Origin of the sequence: Lishizhenia sp. (assembly GCF_033720595.1) — a bacterium.
In the GTDB taxonomy this organism is placed as follows: domain Bacteria; phylum Bacteroidota; class Bacteroidia; order Flavobacteriales_D; family Crocinitomicaceae; genus Lishizhenia.
Window position 1 is genome coordinate 1 of record NZ_JAWWCF010000023.1, and the last position, 21,567, is coordinate 21,567.

Here is a 21,567-nt window from a genome sequence, read left to right on the forward strand (position 1 = left end):
CTTCGTCAATAATTACAAATTATTCTCAGATCCAGACCATATACTTAGCCCATCGAGACCAGGATTGTCTCGCGTCAAATTTCATCCAACCATCAATAAGGAAGAAGTTGCTGCATTGAGTATCGCAGCATTAAAAGACAAGGTCAGAAGGCAAATTGAGAGCGGAATAGAATTGTAAAACCGAAGATTTGACGGTTTTCAAAACCATTAAGACAGCTAACTCACAGAGTTAAAATTACCTCCTACAGGTTTACGAAATCTCAATTTCTCAGCTACTAAAGGTCTAAAAATCTAAATTATTATTCTCTTTTATAAGCAATGATGAGAATCCTTATTAATTTTGTGGTATGAATATCAATGAAGAATTAGTAGATCACATTGCGCACCTAGCGCGCTTGTCGTTCGAAGGGGAAGCAAAGGATGCGATTATTGCGGACATGAAGAAGATTACAGACTTCATGGACAAGTTGAACGCAGTTGATACAGACAATGTAGAGCCTTTAATTTTCATGTCAGACGAAATTAACCGTTTACGTGAGGACGTACCTGCACAGACGGTTACACATGAGGAAGCATTAAAAAATGCTCCAAAGAAAGATTCTGATTACTTCCGTATTCCTAAAGTATTAGACAAATCATGAAAACTATCCTAACTACAATTTCAGCTTTAGTACTCTTAAGTGCATGTTCCAGTTCTAGTAAGAACAGTTTATGCGACTGTGTTGAAAAAGGTGCTCAAGTAGATGCATATGCACAATCTATATTAATGGATCCAGCGCATACGCAAGCACAAAAAGACAGTCTAGACATTTTAACCGCTGAACGCGATGAAGTGTGTCAAGAATTCATCGATATCGACCCTATGGAGCTCGAAAAAGAAAGAGCAAAGTGCGAAGGAATACAAATCAACAGAGATTAATTATACTATATAATAAAAGCGAAGGACTACTTTTTAAGTGGTCCTTTTTTTGTTCATTATTTCAGCCAATTACAACGCCTTCTCCATCACATAATCGTTCATAAAGAAACCTTCACCTATATCTATATCTTCTGTTTTGGTAATTTGGAAGCCGATGTGTTTGTAAAAATCTACCGCGGCATTGTAACGATTTACATTTAAGTTTAAACAAGCCAAACTCAATTCTTGTGCACGTTTTTCTGCAAAATCCATGAGTTGTTTACCCACCTTTTTCCCTTGAGCAGCAGGTAAAACGTAAATCTTATGAATACGTAATTTAGAGGCACCTTCATAATTCGGTTCCAAACCAATAAAGCCCAGATCTTCTTGATCTTTGTAGATGTAAAATTCATGTCCCTTAGAAATTTGCTCTTTTAAAGTATCTACATTATACATCCAATTGAGCATGTATTCTATTTGGTCGGGCGTCAAAATTTCCTTAAAAGTATCCGGCCATGTGGCGCGCGCTAAATCTTCTATGCGTTGTACCTCTTCTTGTGCAATTCTTTCTATCATCTTGTCGAAATCTAAGAGGGGTAAATGTAAATATTTTAAGTATTAAATCCATCTTTACCTATTATACCAAGGCTCTTCTCCCAGAATAATTATTGGGATCGGGCTAACGCTGCTACTCTCCCCAAGTAGCTTGAGTACGGGGTATTCGCTCATATCCCTAAGAGATTTTATAACTATATCCTTTTATGCTGTCTATTGCGTAGAGCATAGATAAAAATCAACAAAAGCATTGACGAACGGAGAGGGTGTGACTATAAATAATGTCGTATTTTTAATAGAAACTTTACTACTATGTACGTCAAACGCAACTACGGTTTTTTCATGACTTTTTCATGGACCCTCAAGCCCTTTCTCTTCGGTACAATCTATTGTTTAATCATATGTCTAGTAGCATATTTTCTTAAGACAGAATTTTCATTACCCTGGCAACCCATTAGTGTGATAGGTATTGCCGTGGCTTTTTACTTAGGTTTTAAAAACAATTCCAGTTACGACAGAACTTGGGAAGCTCGTAAAATTTACGGAGAAATTGTAAACGACTCCAGAACTTTTGGCGCCGCAGTTTGTGCTTTCGTTCAAGGTCCTAATGAAAAGCAAATAAAAAAAGAACTCATCTACAGACACATCGCTTGGCTCACCGCATTGCGGTATCAATTGCGATTAAGCAAAGAATGGGAACATAAAAATGAAAGGTTACACAAGCTATTCAATGCCTCTATGACCGAAGACTACAATACTAAAATAACCGATGAAATATGTGAACTTGTTAAAAAAGATGAATTAGATAAAGTAATCCAGCAAAGCAATAGAGCTGCGCAGTTATTAAAAAATCAATCTGTTCGATTGCAAGCATTGAAAGACCTAGACTATTTTGAGGATTTTAGACACATGGAGTTCCACCACCTAATTGCAAAGTTTTATGCAGGGCAAGGAAAAGCAGAACGTATAAAGAACTTCCCCTTCCCACGCCAATATGCTTCTACAGCCTTGTGGCTAACTTACGTGTTCGCGGCCTGTGTTCCCTTTGGATTATTAGACGTATTTGGAGGTTCATCCTTGGCATTTTTTGTTGTATGCCCTTTGATTGCCGGACTCATCATTTGGATCTTCTTTTTAATGGAAAAAATTGGAGATTACTCTGAAAACCCATTTGAAGGAACGTACAATGACGTCCCAATTACTTCTATTTCTCGCGGAATAGAAATAGACCTTAGGGAAATGATTGGTGATGCTAACATTCCAAAACCAACGGAGGCGCAAAATGGATTCATGTTGTAAAATAAAACCTTGTATAATTGTGTACTATCAGAAAACTTAAAAACCCACCTTCCACAGAGAACAGTAGATAAATTGTAAAACAGTGCTTTTGACTGGACATGTAAAAGATTACGAAACTTTTAGTTAAACAATTGATAACCAAAAAGTATAACAAGTAATTTCACCCTAACAAATCAAAGCATTATGAAAACACTAATTACTTTTGTACTGACTCTTCCTTTTATAATGAGCTCGCACGCGCAAACGCAGATAACAGCAAATACGCTAAACCCCACCATAGGCGCTACCGTAAAAACAAAATTTGAGCAAACTTTACCCATGAACTTTGAGCAAAATGGAACGAATGCTGTTTGGGACCTGTCTCAATTTTTCCCTTCTCAAGAAGATAGCTTTTCCTATATCAATGTTGCTGAAGCCCAAAGTCCAAGTTTGGCTCCCAATGCATCTTTCGTGAAACGCTACAACAGTGGAGAGTTGTTTGTAACCTTAAATGACAGTGCCTATGTGCACGAACACTATCAACCCTATCAAAATTCCGCATTCGTTTACGATTATGCAGTTTTATTTAATCTACCCATGCAATATGGAAACGTAGACACTAATAATTATTCGGGTACTCTTTCATTGGCTGGATCAACAACCCTTCAGGAAGTAGAGTCCATACATAGTGTTGTAGGAGAAGGTACTTTAATTACTTCTCAAACTACCTTTAACAACTGTATCAAAACGAAAGTTGTTAGAAACTTTAAAGACTCTTCTGTTGAGACACAATCTGTTTATTACTCGAGTGATACAACCTACTTTTGGTTTTCACCTAACTATCCCGACCCCTTATTAAGCATTAGTATAAGATACTCTTCTGGGTCCCAGCAAACCTTTTACTATACAGCCTTACAACAAATAACTTCCCTTTCCACGACCAAGAATGATATTTCAAAGTTAGAAGTATATCCAAATCCCTCCAATGGAATTATTACGTTAAAAGAACTACCGAAGACCGGAACTATAATCTTGACAGATCCATTGGGTAAAACCATTGTAACATTTCCTGTGGATAAAACGACTCAACAATTAGATCTGAGACACCTGGATAAAGGAAGTTATTTCTTACATGTAGCGGGAAAAGAAACAACACATACGCAGCAAATAATGTTGCAATAAACGCAAACCCTACACTAATCACATCTGTCTTCTTTCTTACTGATATTTATTAGCAACAGCTCCTCAGCTTTACTACAGTTGAGGAGTTTTTTCATTCTCCTTGTCAGTAAAAATCATCCCCATGAACCTCACATTACCAAAATTTAGACATGTAAAAAACCTTTTCAAACATATTGATTAAGAAGTTCTTAACTTTTACTTTTTATCTATTTTTAATCATGAAATTGTATACTTAACCACGGCACTTGTACTGTAATTAATGCTGTAAGAAATACATTGAAAAACGGATCTAACATGGCCTAGATTTTAGAAGCTAAAGCTCCTCAACTTAATTCAAGGTTGGGGAGTTTTTTGTTTAGACAACTAGAGCGCTAGATTTCTAGATACCTAGACGGGGCAATTCGAGGATTCAACAATTTAAGCATTTAAGAGTTTGAAGGTTTGATAGTTTGAGTGTTTGATGATTCAACCATTCAAAAATTCAACGATTTGATGGATTTGAAAATTTACGAGATTCACGAGCGGAGTCGAGTGGCCGGTGTCTAATGCAAGCTTTCTAAAGATTCAAAGGTTGGACAATTCAAGGATAGAGGATATAAAAAAGGGTTGACGCTTAACGCATCAACCCTTTTAAACTTTTATAGTTGGGCTTAAGCTTTTACCAATAAAAATTTAGTATCTGCTTCTGCTTCTATGTCTGCAACCATTGCTGTGCTTTCAACTGCACCTACTTCAATTCCTGTAGCCAATACCTCATCACAAATGTATGCGGCATTTTCTGTAATTGCTTTAGCGATGTTTTCAGAAGTTTCAACGGTTAAAGAGATCTTATCTGTAACCTCTAATCCTGCTTCTTTTCTAAAGTTCTGAATACGGTTAACCAATTCACGGGCAATACCTTCTTGCTTCAATTCTTCTGATAAAGTAATATCCATTGCCACAGTTAAACCACCTTCTGTAGTTACTAACCATCCTGGGATATCATCTGTCAAGATTTCGAAATCAGCCATGTCTAAAGCAATGTTTTCGCCATTTACATCTCCAGTCCATCCACTGTTTTTCTCAACTTCTGCAATTTCTTCCTGTCCCCATTGGTTCACCATTCCGGCAATTGCTTTCATGTGTTTCCCGTATTTTGGACCAATCGTCTTAAAGTTTGGCTTTATCTTCTTCACCAATACTCCAGAAGTATCCTCTAACAATTCAATTTCCTTCACGTTGATTTCAGAAAGAATCAAATCACTTACGTGCTCAATGTTCTTTTTGAAGGTAGCATCTAAAATAGGCACCATAATCTTCTGTAATGGCTGACGTACCTTAATTTTCTCCTTCTTTCTCAAGCTTAAAGCCATAGAACTTACTTTCTGAGCAATTTCCATTTGAGCCTCTAACGCTAAATCTATCGCTGCTTCATCAACTGCTGGGAAGTCTGCCAAGTGAACAGATTCCAAGTTGTGTTTACCAGATACTGCATTTAAATCGCTAAACAACTCATCTGTAAAGAAAGGTGCGATAGGCGATGAAATAATAGCTATCGTCTCTAAACACTTGTATAAAGTTTGGTACGCAGAGATTTTGTCTGTAGAGTAATCTCCTTTCCAGAAACGTCTTCTACATAAACGTACATACCAGTTACTCATCTGATCGTTTACAAACTCGTTGATTAGACGTCCTGCTTTCGTTGGTTCAAACGCTGCAAAGGCTGCATCTACGTTTTTCACCAATGAATTCAATTTAGAAATGATCCATCTGTCTATCTCTGGTCTATCTGCCAACGCGATATCATCTTCAGCATAACTAAATCCATCGATGTTAGCGTACAATCCGAAGAAAGAGTACGTGTTGTATAATGTACCAAAGAACTTACGCTGAACTTCTGTAATTCCGTCTAAATCGAATCTTAAGTTATCCCAAGGCTGAGCATTTGTAATCATGTACCAACGCGTAGCATCTGGTCCGTATTTCTCAAGTGTAGTAAATGGATCTACGGCGTTACCTAAACGCTTCGACATTTTTTGTCCGTTCTTATCCAATACCAACCCGTTAGAGATAACGTTTTTGTATGCAACCTTATCAAACACCATCGTAGAGATAGCGTGTAAGGTATAGAACCAACCTCTTGTTTGATCCACACCCTCTGCAATGAAATCAGCTGGGTGAGCACCAGAGTTATCTATTAATTCTTTGTTTTCAAATGGGTAGTGCCACTGTGCATACGGCATAGATCCTGAATCAAACCATACGTCGATCAAATCTGCTTCACGCTTCATTGGTTCTCCTTTAGAAGATACCAAAGTGATTTCATCAACGTAATTTTTGTGCAGGTCTATCTTGTCGTAGTTTTCTTTCGACATATTCCCTACTTCAAAATCTGCCAATGGATTGCTTTCCATTACACCGGCAGCAACCGCTTTTTCACACTCCGCTTTTAACTGCTCTACAGAAGAGATGCATATTTGCTCATCTCCTTCTGCCGTACTCCAAATTGGAATTGGAATACCCCAGTAACGCGAACGTGACAAGTTCCAATCGTTTAGGTTTTCTAACCATTTTCCGAAACGACCAGTACCTGTGCTTTCTGGTTTCCAGTTAATGGTCGTATTCAACTCCATCATTCTTTCTTTCACCTGCGTAGCTTTGATGAACCAAGAATCTAATGGGTAATACAATACGGGTTTGTCTGTTCTCCAACAGTGTGGGTAACTGTGGACATATTTTTCAACCTTAAAGGCTCTGTTTTGTTCTTTTAATTGGATAGCGATTTGAACGTCTACTGACTTTTCTGGAGCTTCACCTTCGTTGTAGTATTCATTCTTCACGAACATACCCGCAAATTCACCCATTTCTGGTCTAAATCTACCTTGTAGGTCCACCAAAGGAACTTGGTTTCCTTTTTCATCCAATACTAATAATCCTGGTACGCCAGCGTCTTTGGCAACCTTAGCATCATCCGCACCAAACGTAGGTGCTGTGTGAACAATACCTGTACCGTCTTCTGTTGTTACGAAATCTCCAGGAATGATAGCAAATGCCTTTTCTGCATCCTCACAAGGTTGTGCAAACGGCAATAACTGTTCGTATTTATTCCCTACTAAATCAGCTCCTGTACATTCACCGATTACCGTGTAAGGTATTTTCTTATCTCCTTCTTTGTAATTATCAACCTCTTCTGTAGTCTCAACAGCAACAAATTTTCCTTTGAACTGTTTCGCTAATAAAGGCTCAGCCAAAATCAAGTTTACAGGTTGATGTGTGTATTGATTCCACGTTTTAACGATAACGTAGGTAATCTTTGGACCAACCGTTAAAGCTGTATTCGAAGGCAAGGTCCAAGGTGTTGTTGTCCAAGCCAAGAAGAAGGTTCTTTCTAACTCTTCTGCAGATAAATCTACGCCAGAGAAAGGTTTGTTCCATGTATCTGCTTGTACTTTAAATTGCGCAACAACTGTAGTGTCTGTAACATCACGGTAACAACCTGGTTGGTTCAATTCGTGCGATGACAAACCTGTACCCGCTGCTGGAGAATACGGCTGGATAGTGTATCCTTTGTACATCATATCTTTGTTGTACAACTGACCTAACAACCACCAAACAGACTCCATATATTTAGATTCATAAGTGATGTATGGGTTTTCCATATCCACCCAATATCCCATATCATTGGTCAACTTATTCCAAACATCCGTGTAACGCATTACAGCTTCTTTACACGCTTTATTGTATTCGTCAACAGATATCTTTTTACCAATATCTTCTTTGGTGATTCCTAATTCTTTTTCAACACCTAATTCTACGGGTAAACCGTGTGTATCCCAACCTGCTTTACGCTTAACTTGGAAACCTTTTAAGGTTTTATAACGACAGAAAATGTCTTTAATCGAACGCGCCATTACGTGGTGAATACCTGGTAAACCATTTGCTGAGGGAGGTCCCTCAAAAAACACAAAAGGCTTATTTTCGTCGCGAGAGCTAATAGACTTTTCGAAAATATTTTCTTTTTCCCATTTCTCTAGCACACGTATTGCCACATTCGGCAAGTTTAATCCTTTATATTCCTTGTATTTAGCGCTCATTTCGCTTGACGTTTTAATTATGACTTGCAAAAATAAGGATTTCACGGGATTAGGGAAGTGAGGTGAAGAGAAGATTCAAAAATTCAAGGATTTAAGAATTCAAAAATTCACACCTCTTCTTCCCAACTTCACATTCCAGTAAGTTATCAAAATACTTCCTACAACACCAGGTAGCAACCAACCCACTACACCCGGTAATATTGCATTCACCACTACAAAAGCTGTAATGGCAGAAATATATGCTCCTAACATTCTAGTTAAATGTTGCACGAGCCAATTCTTTTTCAATTTAGCTCTGTCTCTAAACAACCTTAAATCTTGGATTGCAAACACAAGTAATGCACCCCCGAATACCGCTTGAACAATATTGATAACCCCAAACATGAAAATAGGAAACACCATCATCACAGGGGCGAAAAGCAACATGAAAAGAGCCATCCTTCTATCCCATTTTATAGAAATATCTTCCTCCTTATAACGCAATGCTCTCCAGCCGGTAAACAGGAAATAAAAAGAGAAAATACCTACACTAAACAAAAAGGGACTTACATGCTTAGGAAGACATGCTGTAATCATTGCCGAAATACTACACAGCAACATAGCATAGAAAAATATCCTTCCCCACATTTTGTGTTGCTTACCACCTTTTTTAAAAATGACAGCCAATGTAGCTGATAAAAGTGCTATCCCTCCAAAGGCAGCATGAATAAATATTAAAACTGTAATCATAATTCATTTATGAGATTCAAGGACTCAACAATTCAAAGATTTAAGGATTCAACAATTGTTTGAAACCTAGTCTAGAACAATACAAGATTAGAGCATAAGCAGCACAAAACCTGACGGTTGGGATATTTGTCAAACTACTGGGATGGAAAACAAGGTGTGGGATGACAAACAATAATTTCGGTACAAACTACAAATCAAGTTATTGTAAAACGGCATTTACAGTTTTAGAGAAAGCGGTGGCTAGAGCTTACAACTAAAGTTGCTCCATCTTCTCTTTGAAGGCAGGAATAAATGATCTTGATACAGGAACCCTGGCGGTCGTATTTTTTAGAGTTAAGGTATAACCTTGCGCATTTCCATCTACCTGCTCTACACAATTAAGGTTAACAATAAAGGCTCTGTGGGATTTGAATAGATACGTCTGCTCTATTAATTCATTCATTTTTTTCAAAGTCATTCTCACCTGTGTAGATTTCAGTACCTCATCCTTAAAATGATAGATATTAAGGTAATTTCCTTCCGTTTCTATGTACACTATTTCAGATGGATTGAACACATAATTTTGTGAACCTGATTCCACTTCAAGTAATTCCACCTCTTCGACTTCTATTTTTTTAGGAGAATGTAATTGCTGATTAATAGCAACAGATGATTTTATGTGCTGTCTCAACAATTTATTTTGCTGTAAAAAGGTGATAATTACTGCCGGAAACAAACCGATGGGTACCGTGAAACCGATAAAAATCAGCATCCCCTCCCAACCTATCCATGGAAAAAAATGCATCTCAACCGAATAAAAATAATTCCCAACAGCAATCATGAGTACATCTATATTCAGCCATACTATTTGCTTGCCAACTGTCCAGTTTTTCTCTTCAAAATAGTGAGGAAACATAAGTGGTAATAACAAAAGATTGAGCACCAATATTGCGAGTGTAACACATCCATACCCCAAAAGCTTAACGGACTTATAGGGGACTTCCACAAATTGTAACCCGAAAGGTTGAAAAAGCATTAAAAAGAGGCCGATAAAACCACTTATGGCAATGATCATGGGCCATTTTTTAATGTTCACCGGATAGGCTTGTTTAAGTATGTTTTTCTTTTTTGAAGTCATTTCTCGATGCACGAAGATAATCCTTCCACCTAATAATTTGAAATTCAAGTAAAATACCTGCTTTCCTGCTCAATATTTTTTATCTTTTGACAAAGCAAGAAAATGGCAGAACACCATCATCATCATAAAAGTGGGGACAATTTAAAACTTGCCTTTTTCCTCAATTTGAGTTTTACTTTTTTAGAATTCATCGGAGGATGGTGGGTAAATAGTGTTGCCATTTACTCTGATGCTATACATGATTTAGGCGACTCATTAGCTTTAGGTACAGCATGGTATTTAGACAAAAAATCAAAACAAGACCCTAACAAAAAGTACACGTTTGGTTACCAACGTTTTTCTTTATTAGGTGCTTTAATTAACAGTATTGTATTGATTGTTGGATCGATTTGGGTAGTCAAAGAAGCAATAGAGAGAATAGCTCAACCCGAAGCATCCAATGCATCTGGCATGTTAGTTTTTGCCCTTGTCGGAATCACTGTAAATGGCTACGCTGCCTGGAAGGTGGGGCATGGCAAATCCTTAAATGAACGTGTAGTAAGCTGGCATTTATTGGAGGATGTTTTAGGATGGGTAGCAATTTTAGTTTTGGCCATCATCTTACAATTTACCGATGCTTATTACCTAGACCCCATTCTTTCCCTTTTTATTACCCTGTTCATTCTATGGGGAGTCTTTAAAAGATTGAAAGAAACGCTATATATATTTCTGCAGGGGGCTCCACAAGAAATTGATTTAGACAATTTGAAACTTTCTTTATTAAATATTGATAAAGTTGAAGAAATTCACCACACACATATTTGGACAATTGAAGGTGACACTAGCGTGTTTACCACACACATCAAATTGAAAGAAATAGACGACTACCAGGAAATCATTGCTACCAAGGAAAAAATTAAAAACCACCTGAAAACTTATAATTTTAAACACTGCACACTTGAGATAGAACTGGATAAGGAAAAATGTTCATTGGACTAAAGTTATGCAAGCCGTATTTTAAAAGTAACCGTTTTCATTCACCACGAACAATAAGTCGTTCACCACGAATAATTGTTCATCCACATCTTTTCTCCCCCCTCCTACATCCATTTCCCTAAATTTGACGTAAATATTAACGTGCGCATTTTTAAGTACTTAATTCCCCTTATTGCTATCCTTTGGACGGTAGGGAATTGTTATGCCATAAATTATTATAGTGTCCAGCCCGGAAACTATGGTAATAATGCCACATGGACTTCGGTTCCAGTTACCAACAACGCGCCGCCAGACATTCTTCCTTTTGGAGATTCAGTATTTATATCACATGAATTAAGTCACACCAAAGAGTTAATTTATTTTGGCGTACTTGTTATTGAAAGTTCGGGTTATCTCTACGATTCAAAGGATGTTACCATTGAAAGTACAGGATTTGGCTTTATCGATGGCATGTTAGATTTAAAGACGAATTTTTTCAATTTAAATGAAACGGAAGTTAACGGCTCGATTATTTCCTTAAAAAAAGTTGAAAATGGTCAAGGAGCAACATTGAACAACAACGGCTACATAGAACCAAGGACGTTTGAAAACTACTCTACCGTTAATAACAACGGTGAAATTGCGGTGACACAATCCAACGGAACCTTTATCAATCATCCCGACGCTAACCTTGTTAATACAGACGTAATAAATACCGCCTGTAATCTTGAAAACAACGGAAACATAACGAATACGGGTACTGTAAATGCCTCTGATGACCTCACAAATACTGGAAATATTTCTTCCACTGGAACAGTAAACGTTGGTGTAAATATGGAGAACTCTGGAACGGTACAAAGTAGCGGAACGATAAACGTAACTGAAGATTACAACAATGATGGAAGTACTCAAAATTCCGGAAACATAACAGTGACCCTAGATTTCTTCAATAATGGAACATTCATTAATAATGGTACTGTTAACATCTTAGAAAATTTAGAAAACTCTGGCACTATCAATAATAACCCATTGGGAAACATAACGGTAACCCTTGATTACGCCAATACAGGTTCATTAAATAATTCTGGATACCTCAATGCCAACGCGATTACCGACGAAGGTTATACGTGTAACTCAGCCAGCATTCAAGTTACTCAGGGTAACACCTATGATTGCGATGGTTGTACCATGACCTGTGGTGGATCTACAACAACTTGTTTTTTAAACCTTTCAGGGGGTGCATATATAGAAGAACAAAACTACTGTTGTCAGGATAACTCTAATACAGCTATATCTACTGCAAGTCCTTTTTTAATTGATTCCGCAACCATCTTCATATGCGGTCAACCTTTGCCGGTTGAACTCCTTTCTTTTTCTGGAAAAGCGTTGAAGAATGGAAACAATGAAATTACCTGGGTTACCGCAACAGAAATGAACAATGATTACTTTTTACTGGAAAAGAGTTTAGATGGAACACAATGGGTTACTTTAGAAAAAGTAAAAGGTGCTGGATACAGCGAACAAGAAATAAGTTATACAGTAGTAGATGAAACGGCTTTGTTAGGGGTGAGCTATTACCGCCTCAAGCAAGTAGACTATAATGGCGATCATCAATATTTTGGCCCCATCTCCATTCATCAAAAAATAGGAGACCATGTACTTTCCACGTATCCTAATCCTACAAAAGACATTCTCAACGTAAGATCAACAAAAGAACTAACACTTTCTAATTTCCGCTTTACAAGTTTATCGGGAAAAAACATTGCCAACCTCATTAATCTAGAGGAAATCTCTAGTCAACACGTGCGCCTAAATCTGGCTCATTTACCAGACGGTGTTTACCTCTTACAATATGGAGGTGAAGTGCATCGAATCATTAAACAATAAGTCATAAAAACCTGAGATTATTAGGGATAAGTAATGGAATGGGATAATGATTAAGCCCTAACATTTAAACCTAAGAACTGGAAGACTTATCCTCTCGACCAAACAGTTAGCAGCTTTGCATGAAAATAAAAAGGCCGACTCCAAATGGAATCGGCCTTTTGCTTGAAAAATCAATATGTAAACGTGGTATTAGTTCTTCGTGAACTTGATTGTTTTCACATCATCACCTTGTTGTACTACTAATAAGTACATTCCAGCACTGTTTCCTGTGAAGTCAAATTCAACATCATGATCTAATTCATCTGCACTAATCGTTCTTGACATGATCATTCTTCCATCCATACTGTAAACAGTAACTTCTGCATTTACATCATGGTGCTCTCCTGTAAAGAATAAGCTAAATATTCCATTGTTTGGATTAGGGAATAAAACGATGTCTTCTTCCTCTACTACCTCAATCGCTTCCATTTTAGAACTGATACATGGTCCTAAGTAATCACCATGTGCTAAGTGAGCTGGTACAGCATTTGCACTCACACAAATGTTGTGGTATTCCACGGTAGTTACTCCTTTTTTCTTCTTAGATTCTTTGTGACACACCATTACTTTATTCATGTTGTTTCCACATCTTGCATCAATTACATCTATAAAGAAAGATTGACTAACAGTACAACCATTCGCATCAGTAACTAACAAAGTGTAATTTGTAGGCACCATTGGAGAAACATCTATGTTCGCCGTATTTCCAACATTTACTCCATCTTGGTTTGTCCATGCATATGTATACCCTTGAATTCCACCTGCAGTAGTTGAAGCTAAATTCACTGTTTGTGTTCCATATCCTAAGTAAATTGTATACTGGTTTTGACCCGCAACTGGGAAATCTGGAGACATAACCAAAGAAGTTGTCAATACATCTGGTTCCGTTAAAGTAACTGTTTCAGAAATTGTTCTTCCTTTAGCATCGGTTACAGTTAAAGTATAAGTACCTGCACCTAAGTTTGCAGCATCTTCAGAAGATTGTCCATCAGACCAAGCATAAGTGTAAGGTAAACACCCTCCATCCATTACTGCATCAACACTTCCATCTGTTAATCCATTACAAGAGATATTTACACCTCCGATGTAAGTAGCTGGAGTTAAGCTTAAGCTAAGTGGAACGGTAGTAATTTCAACATCAAAACTACATGTAGCAGTGTTACCTGCGTCATCAGTAATTGTATAAGAAACAGTCGTCACTCCTTCTTCAAAATTATCACCTGATTGGTGAGAAGAAGTTACTGTGTAAGAACAGTTATCCCAAACTTGTGGTGCATTCCATGTAATAGCAGGACTACAATCATTCGGTTGTGCTTGGTATGAAATATTAGCAGGACAAGTAATCGTTGGTGCGATGTTATCCTCAACTGTTACCACTGCTGTAGCTGTACTTGTGTTTCCAGAAGGATCAGTAACCGTTAAAGTAACGGTATTGTTTCCTAAATCAGCACATGTAAAATCTGTTTGAGAAAGTGCTAAACTCACACCACAAACGTCATTTGATCCATTATCAATATCTAATGGAGTAATCGAAGCCATTCCATTAACATCCAAGGCAACAGTAAAATCTTGAGCCATCGCTACTGGAGCTGTTGAATCTACAACAGTAACTGTTGCAGTATTTGATGAAGAGTTATTACTATTATCTACTGCTGTTAACGTCACTGTATTTGCTCCTACATGAGCACAGTTAAAGTTCGTTTGAGAAGCAGAAATAAATGCTATACCACAATTATCATCACTTGCATTGTCTATCATTAATGATGCTGGTATCATTTTATCTATACTCAAATCAGCAATAAAACATCCACTTGCATCATTTCCTCCTAATTGCTCTAGAACAACACTTGCAGAAGTAGTAGTTGTAACTGTAAAGTTAACCGCTTCGGCTTGTGTAGTATTCGTAGAATTAAAGGTTTGATTAAACAATGTTCCAACACTTAAATTAAAGTTTTGTTGGTATTCACCACTACCCCCATTATTTCTATGTAAGAAATTGATTGTATACGTACCTGGTGTAAATACTACATTTTGTACTGATTCCAACTTGGAGTTAACGCTTCCAGATAAATCAACACTCACACCACTTGTTGCCGTAGGAATAAACGTATTCCAAACATCAACATTTCCAGTGATTACATTCCAATCCGTTAATGATCCGATATTGAATCCTAATGTTTCATTAGAGAAGTCACCATTAAACACTTGCTGTGTTGAAGGTGCTCCAAGAATTGACGCGTTTCCTGTTGCGTCTAAATAAACCGTTACATCTTGCGTATTAGCATTTGGTGCTGTCGAATCAATAACGGTTACCGTTGCAGTTGCATTATCTGTGTACCCGTTGGCATCAGTCACTGTTAAAGTTACCGTATGCGCACCAAGGTCTGCACAGTTGAAATTAGCTGGAGATACTGTCATACTAGCAATACCACATGTTGCAGTAGAACCATTATCAATATCTGCTCCAGTAATTGTAGCCATTCCTGAATTATCTAAAGCAAGTGTTAAGTTTTGAGCAACTGCATTTACTGTACAATTGTTTACCACTAAATTAAAGTTTTGGAAAGCAGTTCCTGCAGGGTCTTGATGGTGTAATTTATCTTCTACTCTTAGAGAAATTGCAACATTTCCAGCATCCGCCGTAGCTGGCGTTCCAGACAAAGTAGCTGTTCCATCTCCATGATCAGTAAGTGTTAACCATGCTGGTAAATTCAAACCAGCGATTTCCATTTCATCACCGTAAGCCATATCAGGATCGGCAACCACAACGTTGTAGGTATACGCACTACCAACATCTGCAGAATTAACCGGTGTTGATGTAAATGCTGGCGCCGAGTTCACTACTTGGTAAACTTCATGCACCGTTTGGTCACCGTAACTATCTTCTGCTGTAAAGAATACATGACGGTGCCCCCATTGGTCTACAGTAGGTGTCCAACTGAAGGTTCCTGAAGTAGGGTTTCCTGCAGCTGTAGGTAAATTACTAAAGCTTGCTCCTGCATACAATGGAATTTTATTCCCCATCATATTCTTTCCCTGAACATTGACGATCTGAACCACATCTAAAGGGTCGGGATCTGATGCTTGAACCGTGTAAGTATATGTACTTCCTGGTGCGATTGCAATATCATGCGATCCTGTTGCAGGCGTTGGAGGAACATCAAACTGCGGTTTTAAACTTACAATGATAGACACTGAAGTATTTACCTGTGAACCTACATTATCTTGTGCAATAAAGTTGATCACATTCGTTCCCAAATTACTCGCAGTTGGCGTCCAAGAAAACGTTGTTTGAACCGGATTTGCAGTAGTTGGTAAATTCGGTGAGAAAGAAGAACCTAATGGCGCTCCAATTGCCGATAATTGAACTGTTGACCCTGGATCTGTATCCAAAGCTTTTACGTTGAAAGTAACGGTTTGACCAGGTGATGTTTGGTAAACATACCCCGCATTCGGAGTTACTCCGTAATCAAACTCAGGTGGGTTAGATTGTTGTACAATTCTTATGATGAAATCGTTAATTACTTTAGATTGACCGTCTTCAACAACTATAGCCGCATTGTATAATTGTCCTACCGACGCATTACTCGTATTAAAAGTCAATACTCCCGTTGTAGGGTGTATGCTCAATCCACTTGGTTGACTCCCCAAAAACTCATTGTAAGTTGCCAACCTGTAGGTTAAAGCATCATTATCTGGGTCCGTTGCTGGAACTTGGAAAGTTGCCGTTGTACTATTGGTTTGCATCGCAATGATGGGAGCCATAGTTACAACAGGTGCATCGTTTCCTGCTCCAACATTTACTTTGGTTTCATTTCTCCAACTTGCTGAAGAATTATTGACCATCCCGTAAATCTTACAACAGCTTGCAAAATAGGCGATAAAATCTCCTGTATTCGCGTAGGTATGTGTTAAAGTTGTTTCTCCATAATGCCAGTTTTCGGCAGAACTAGAGGATGTAACTGTTACGTTAAACATCTGTGATTGACCATCACCAAAATACAAGCGATCAGAATAACTTGAACTTCCTATTGATCGATATCCGGCGTAAGCCTGAGAAATTTTAAACTCTATGGTGTTTCCAGAGAGCACTCTCCATGAAATTGTCCCATGTCTAAAGTGACTGGCCAGAGAGGTGAATGAAACTAAACAGATACTTAAAAGCAGCAAGAACCTGTTTAGAAAACGTAAGTGTGTTTTCATAATTAATTTTATTGGTTAAAAAAATTTTGGTTCAGCTGCGCAAATAAATTAGATATATGCGGCAGTAAAGGATAAGGGAGAACTCAGCTCTCCCTCAACCAGTAGCAGTGGGTTCATAGGTTCCTAAATCAGGCCTATTAATACCGGGGGTAAATGTATCTCATGTATTCCTTCCTTCATAAAATTTGTTTCGAATCACTTCCTAAAGGTTACCAATTACATGCTTAGTTGTCAGTATTTTAAAAAACACATCAATGCCCTTTAAAAATATACATATCTACCCCTCATTTCTTTCGGAAAAACCCCCTCTAAATATTTAGGTGAACCACATTCTTAGTTATTGATTCCCGTAAAACCAAAATCCTAGTTTAAAACCGTCACAGTATTGTTTGATGAATTCCTTTAAATAGAGTTGAATTAGGAAAGGATTTAGGCATCCAAAACTTCCCAACTTTCGTTAATTTCAAAAGCGAACAAAATATATCAACCCTTTGTTTGTTAGTAAAAGGCGGGAAGCGTATTTTTGTAGATTGGAACGAGTGCCATATGAAAGAATTTAAAGCGGGTCCATTATTGGACAACATAGATATACCGAAAGACTTAAGAAATCTAACGGTAGATGATTTACCTCAGGTTTCGGATGAAGTTCGTCAGTACATCATAGATGTAATTTCAGAAATTGGAAACTCTCACTTCGGTGCTAGTTTAGGTGTGGTCGAATTAACAGTGGCTTTACACTATGTTTTCGATACACCCTACGATCAATTGGTTTGGGACGTAGGTCACCAAGCTTACGGACACAAAATCTTAACCGGTCGTAGAAAGCAATTCCACACCAATAGAATCAAAGGAGGAATCTCAGGATTCCCAAAAAGAAGCGAGTCTGAATACGATACCTTTGGTGTTGGTCACTCTTCAACTTCTATCTCTGGTGCTTTAGGAATGGCTGTTGCCAATAATTATAAAGGGGAAAAAGAAAGACAACACATCGCCGTAATTGGAGATGGTGCAATGACTGCAGGTTTGGCTTTCGAAGGTATGAATCATGCCGGTTTCGAAAAAGACGCCAACCTATTGGTGGTTTTGAACGATAACTGTATGTCTATTGACCCTAATGTTGGTGCTTTAAAAGACTACTTAACAGACATCACAACATCTCATACCTATAATAAGGTAAAAGATGAGGTTTGGAAGTTGTTAGGTAAAATGTCAAAATTCGGACCTGATGCACAAACCGTTGCTTCAAAAGTATCTACCGCTTTAAAAGGAAGTTTATTGAAGCAAAGCAACTTGTTCGAAGCCCTAAACTTTAGATACTTCGGCCCAGTTGATGGTCACGACGTAATAGGTTTAACAAAGATTTTAGAAGACTTGAAAGATATCCCTGGTCCTAAGTTGTTACACATTTTGACCAAAAAAGGGAAAGGATATAAATATTCGGAAGAAGGAAACCCTACACAATGGCACGCACCAGGTGTTTTTAACAAGCACACAGGTGAGATTGTCAAGGTGGTTCCAAAATCTCCACAAGCGCCAAAATACCAAGAGGTGTTTGGACATACTATTGTTGAGTTAGCAGAAGAGAACGATAAAATTATGGGTATTACACCTGCTATGCCATCAGGGTCTTCGTTAAACATCATGATGAAAGCGATGCCAGACAGAGCTTTTGACGTAGGTATTGCAGAACAACATGCCGTTACTTTCTCAGCTGGTTTAGCTACGCAAGGAATGGTTCCTTTCTGTAACATTTACTCATCGTTCATGCAACGTGCTTACGACCAAGTTGTACATGATGTTGCCTTACAGAATTTAAATGTTGTTTTCTGTTTAGACCGAGCAGGTTTTGCCGGAGCCGATGGAGCAACGCACCATGGAGCACTAGATATCGCCTACATGCGCAGTATCCCAAACATGATAGTTGCTGCACCTATGAATGAAGCAGAATTGCGTAACATGATGTACACTGCTCAGCAAGAAAACATGGGACCATTCAGTATTCGTTACCCAAGAGGTAAAGGTGTAATGCCAGAGTGGAAAACAAAAATGAAGGCGATTAAAGTAGGTACGGGTAGAAAAATCACTTCAGGTGAAGACATCGCTGTACTTTCTATCGGACATCATGGAAACTACGTGCAGAAAGCCATAGAGTTGGTAAAAGGAGAAGCAAGCGTAGCACATTACGACATGCGTTTTGTGAAACCGCTTGACGAAACTTTATTACACGAAGTTTTCAGTAAGTTCGATAAAGTAATTACCGTAGAAGACGGAACCATTATGGGAGGTATGGGTTCTGCTATTTTAGAATTCATGGCCGATAATAAGTACAAAGCAGATTTAACGCGTTTAGGTATTCCTGATGCTTATGTTCACCACGGTACACAAGATGAATTGTACACAGATTGTGGTTTCGATGCTCCTGGAATTGCCAATACTATACGTAAAGAATTGAATTTGAAACAACAAATTATAGAAGACCAAAAAAACGTTGGTTAGACGTCTATTGAGTTATATTTATAAGGCCTGGGTATTTACTCAGGCCTTTTTTTTGGCCCTTTCCCTACGCATACTACAGGTCGCGCTATACGTTGTAGTCCTCTGTAGCAAAGCTTAAAAACTTCATGCTTATAGGGCTTCTACAGTCGCCCTACCTTCATTTTGTTTTAATAGCCTTCCTACCTGCGGGCTGCCACTACTATCGCTAAGGAAAAATAGTTTTGAGAGTGAGTATTGAGCAAGTTAATATTCAAACCAGTTTTGAAATGCTCAATTTACCCAACTTTGTAAATCTGATATAGGTTATCGAGCGGAGTCGAGATGCCGTAAGAACGGAGAATAAGTTTTTAGAATCTTTTGAATCACCCGAGCATAACCTTTCTTTGGTTCGTTTCTAGTGTCGTACTGATCGGAGCCGAAGTATCATCGATGGAAAAAATTGAACAAACTCTAGAAGTCTAGCTATCTAGGCATCTAGAAGTCTAAGCAAACAATTCCTTCAATACCTCCTCTATCCTACTGCACGAAATAATCTCTATCTTAAAATTCTTCTGATCTATTCCCTTGTTGTGTTTAGAAATAATGATTTTATCAAAGCCTAATTTTTGCGCCTCGTGTATACGCTGGTCAATTCTATTGACGGGTCTTATCTCTCCGGCTAAACCAACTTCGGCACTTAAACAAATGTTACGCTCTACACTAATATCAAAATTAGAAGAAAGTATAGCCGCAACAACCGCCAAGTCTATTGCAGGATCATCTACTTTGATCCCTCCAGCAATGTTTAAGAACACATCTTTAGCCGCAAGTTTAAAACCACAACGCTTTTCCATCACTGCCAATAGCATGTTCAGTCTTCGCAAATCAAAACCTGTAGCACTTCGCTGTGGCGTTCCATAAGCAGCTGTACTCACGAGAGCTTGTATTTCTATTAACATGGGTCTTAACCCCTCTAACGTAGCTGCTATAGAAACTCCACTCAAGGACGTATCCGAATCCGATATTAAAATTTCAGATGGATTTTCTACTTGTCTTAATCCATTTCCTAACATTTCATAGATACCCAATTCATTCGTAGAACCAAAACGATTTTTAATACTGCGCAATAAACGATAGACATGATTTCTATCTCCTTCGAATTGAAGTACTGCATCCACCATGTGCTCCAAAACTTTTGGACCAGCCAAAGAACCTTCTTTAGTGATATGCCCAATAAGAAATACCGGTGTCTCTGTTTGTTTCGCAAAACGCAACAATGCAGCGGTACATTCTCTAATCTGAGAAATACTTCCTGGTGAACTTTCTATGTGTTGTGAAAAGATAGTCTGAATGGAATCAATAATTAAAATATCCGGCTCTAAGAGTTCTGCTTGTTTAAATATATTCTGAACATTTGTCTCCGTTAATATGTAACATTCTTGGTTCGTATTTCCAATACGTTCTGCTCGCATTCGGATTTGTTGATCGCTCTCTTCACCGGATACATAAAGTATCGACTTTTTTTCCGCCACGGCCATTTGCAACAACAAAGTTGACTTGCCTATCCCAGGCTCTCCACCAAATAAAACAAGGGATCCAGGAACAAGTCCGTTACCGAGTACGCGGTTCAATTCTTTATCTTGTAATTGAATACGTTCTTCTTTTCTCGTCTCAATATCTCCCAATTTTTGAGGCTTTGCTGTACGTCCAGACGAAGAAGAAAAAGCAACCACTTCTTTCTTTGATGTACTTACCACCTCTTCAACAAAAGAGTTCCACTCCGAACAAGATGGACATTTCCCCAACCATTTTGGAGTTTCATAACCACAACTTTGGCAAAAATATGCCGACTTCATTTTAGCCATACGAGCAATTCAAAAATTATAATTCAACATTCAAAAAGAACCTTCTTCCAAAAGTAGCAAGAACTAATTGCGAAGCAAGTATAGCAAAGGAGAACGTAAAGTTTTTATGGTTTGAAGGTTTTCTCGCTGCGCTCGAAAATAAATCGTAACTTTTATTCCCAAAACCTAACCATTATGTCAACAATATCAAATTTTGAAGATCTCGATATATGGAAATTATCTCGAGAACTAAATAAACAACTCAACCGAACACTAAAGTACGTCCCAACACAAGATTATGGATTTTTAAAAAACCATATCCTTAAAACTGCC

13 protein-coding genes are annotated in these 21,567 nt (G+C 38.0%); 7 read left to right on the forward strand and 6 right to left on the reverse strand.

Annotated elements, in window-relative coordinates:
- Nucleotides 1-347: 347 nt before the first annotated feature.
- Both gatC and R3333_RS02975 read left to right on the forward strand, forming a co-directional pair.
- Nucleotides 348-641, forward strand: a complete 294-nt coding sequence (gatC, locus tag R3333_RS02970; protein WP_318957090.1) for an Asp-tRNA(Asn)/Glu-tRNA(Gln) amidotransferase subunit GatC — start codon at nt 348-350, stop codon at nt 639-641.
- Nucleotides 638-919: a hypothetical protein gene (locus R3333_RS02975; protein WP_318957092.1), complete on the forward strand. Its 282-nt coding sequence runs from the start codon at nt 638-640 to the stop codon at nt 917-919. Before gatC ends, R3333_RS02975 begins: the two co-directional genes overlap by 4 nt.
- 69 nt (nt 920-988) lie before the next feature.
- Here the strand turns inward: R3333_RS02975 and R3333_RS02980 are convergent, their stop codons facing one another.
- The gene (locus R3333_RS02980; protein ID WP_318957094.1) at nt 989-1,474 is read right to left on the reverse strand and encodes a GNAT family N-acetyltransferase; all 486 of its coding nucleotides are present in this window, start codon (nt 1,472-1,474) and stop codon (nt 989-991) included.
- Between the two features lie 291 nt (nt 1,475-1,765).
- On the opposite strand from R3333_RS02980, the gene R3333_RS02985 reads away from it, so the two are divergent.
- Nucleotides 1,766-2,752: a bestrophin family protein gene (locus R3333_RS02985; RefSeq protein ID WP_318957095.1), complete on the forward strand. Its 987-nt coding sequence runs from the start codon at nt 1,766-1,768 to the stop codon at nt 2,750-2,752.
- Between the two features lie 183 nt (nt 2,753-2,935).
- Complete coding sequence (locus tag R3333_RS02990) at nt 2,936-3,913, forward strand: T9SS type A sorting domain-containing protein (protein WP_318957096.1); 978 nt, start codon at nt 2,936-2,938, stop codon at nt 3,911-3,913.
- 650 nt (nt 3,914-4,563) lie between these two features.
- On the opposite strand, the gene ileS is transcribed toward R3333_RS02990, so the two are convergent.
- The 3 genes from ileS to R3333_RS03005 form a co-directional block, all read right to left on the reverse strand.
- Nucleotides 4,564-7,986 (reverse strand): isoleucine--tRNA ligase, encoded by a 3,423-nt coding sequence (gene ileS, locus R3333_RS02995; protein WP_318957097.1) that lies wholly within the window; start codon nt 7,984-7,986, stop codon nt 4,564-4,566.
- 99 nt (nt 7,987-8,085) lie between these two features.
- Nucleotides 8,086-8,715, reverse strand: coding sequence for a DUF2306 domain-containing protein (locus R3333_RS03000; protein WP_318957099.1), 630 nt, complete (start codon nt 8,713-8,715; stop codon nt 8,086-8,088).
- A gap of 253 nt (nt 8,716-8,968) precedes the next feature.
- The gene (locus tag R3333_RS03005; protein WP_318957101.1) at nt 8,969-9,769 is read right to left on the reverse strand and encodes a LytTR family DNA-binding domain-containing protein; all 801 of its coding nucleotides are present in this window, start codon (nt 9,767-9,769) and stop codon (nt 8,969-8,971) included.
- A 165-nt stretch (nt 9,770-9,934) separates the two neighbouring features.
- Here R3333_RS03005 and R3333_RS03010 point away from each other — a divergent pair, with 165 nt between their 5' ends.
- Both R3333_RS03010 and R3333_RS03015 read left to right on the forward strand, forming a co-directional pair.
- Complete coding sequence (locus R3333_RS03010) at nt 9,935-10,810, forward strand: cation diffusion facilitator family transporter (RefSeq protein WP_318957102.1); 876 nt, start codon at nt 9,935-9,937, stop codon at nt 10,808-10,810.
- A 138-nt stretch (nt 10,811-10,948) separates the two neighbouring features.
- A complete protein-coding gene (locus R3333_RS03015; protein ID WP_318957104.1) occupies nt 10,949-12,673 on the forward strand; it encodes a T9SS type A sorting domain-containing protein in 1,725 nt (574 codons plus the stop codon).
- Between the two features lie 189 nt (nt 12,674-12,862).
- On the opposite strand, the gene R3333_RS03020 is transcribed toward R3333_RS03015, so the two are convergent.
- Nucleotides 12,863-16,915, reverse strand: coding sequence for an HYR domain-containing protein (locus tag R3333_RS03020; protein ID WP_318957106.1), 4,053 nt, complete (start codon nt 16,913-16,915; stop codon nt 12,863-12,865).
- A 546-nt stretch (nt 16,916-17,461) separates the two neighbouring features.
- Between R3333_RS03020 and dxs the strand changes: the two genes are divergently transcribed.
- Nucleotides 17,462-19,411, forward strand: coding sequence for a 1-deoxy-D-xylulose-5-phosphate synthase (gene dxs / locus R3333_RS03025; RefSeq protein ID WP_318957107.1), 1,950 nt, complete (start codon nt 17,462-17,464; stop codon nt 19,409-19,411).
- Between the two features lie 482 nt (nt 19,412-19,893).
- Here dxs and radA read toward each other — a convergent pair whose 3' ends face one another.
- Nucleotides 19,894-21,255 (reverse strand): DNA repair protein RadA, encoded by a 1,362-nt coding sequence (radA, locus tag R3333_RS03030; protein WP_318957109.1) that lies wholly within the window; start codon nt 21,253-21,255, stop codon nt 19,894-19,896.
- Nucleotides 21,256-21,567: the final 312 nt, after the last annotated feature.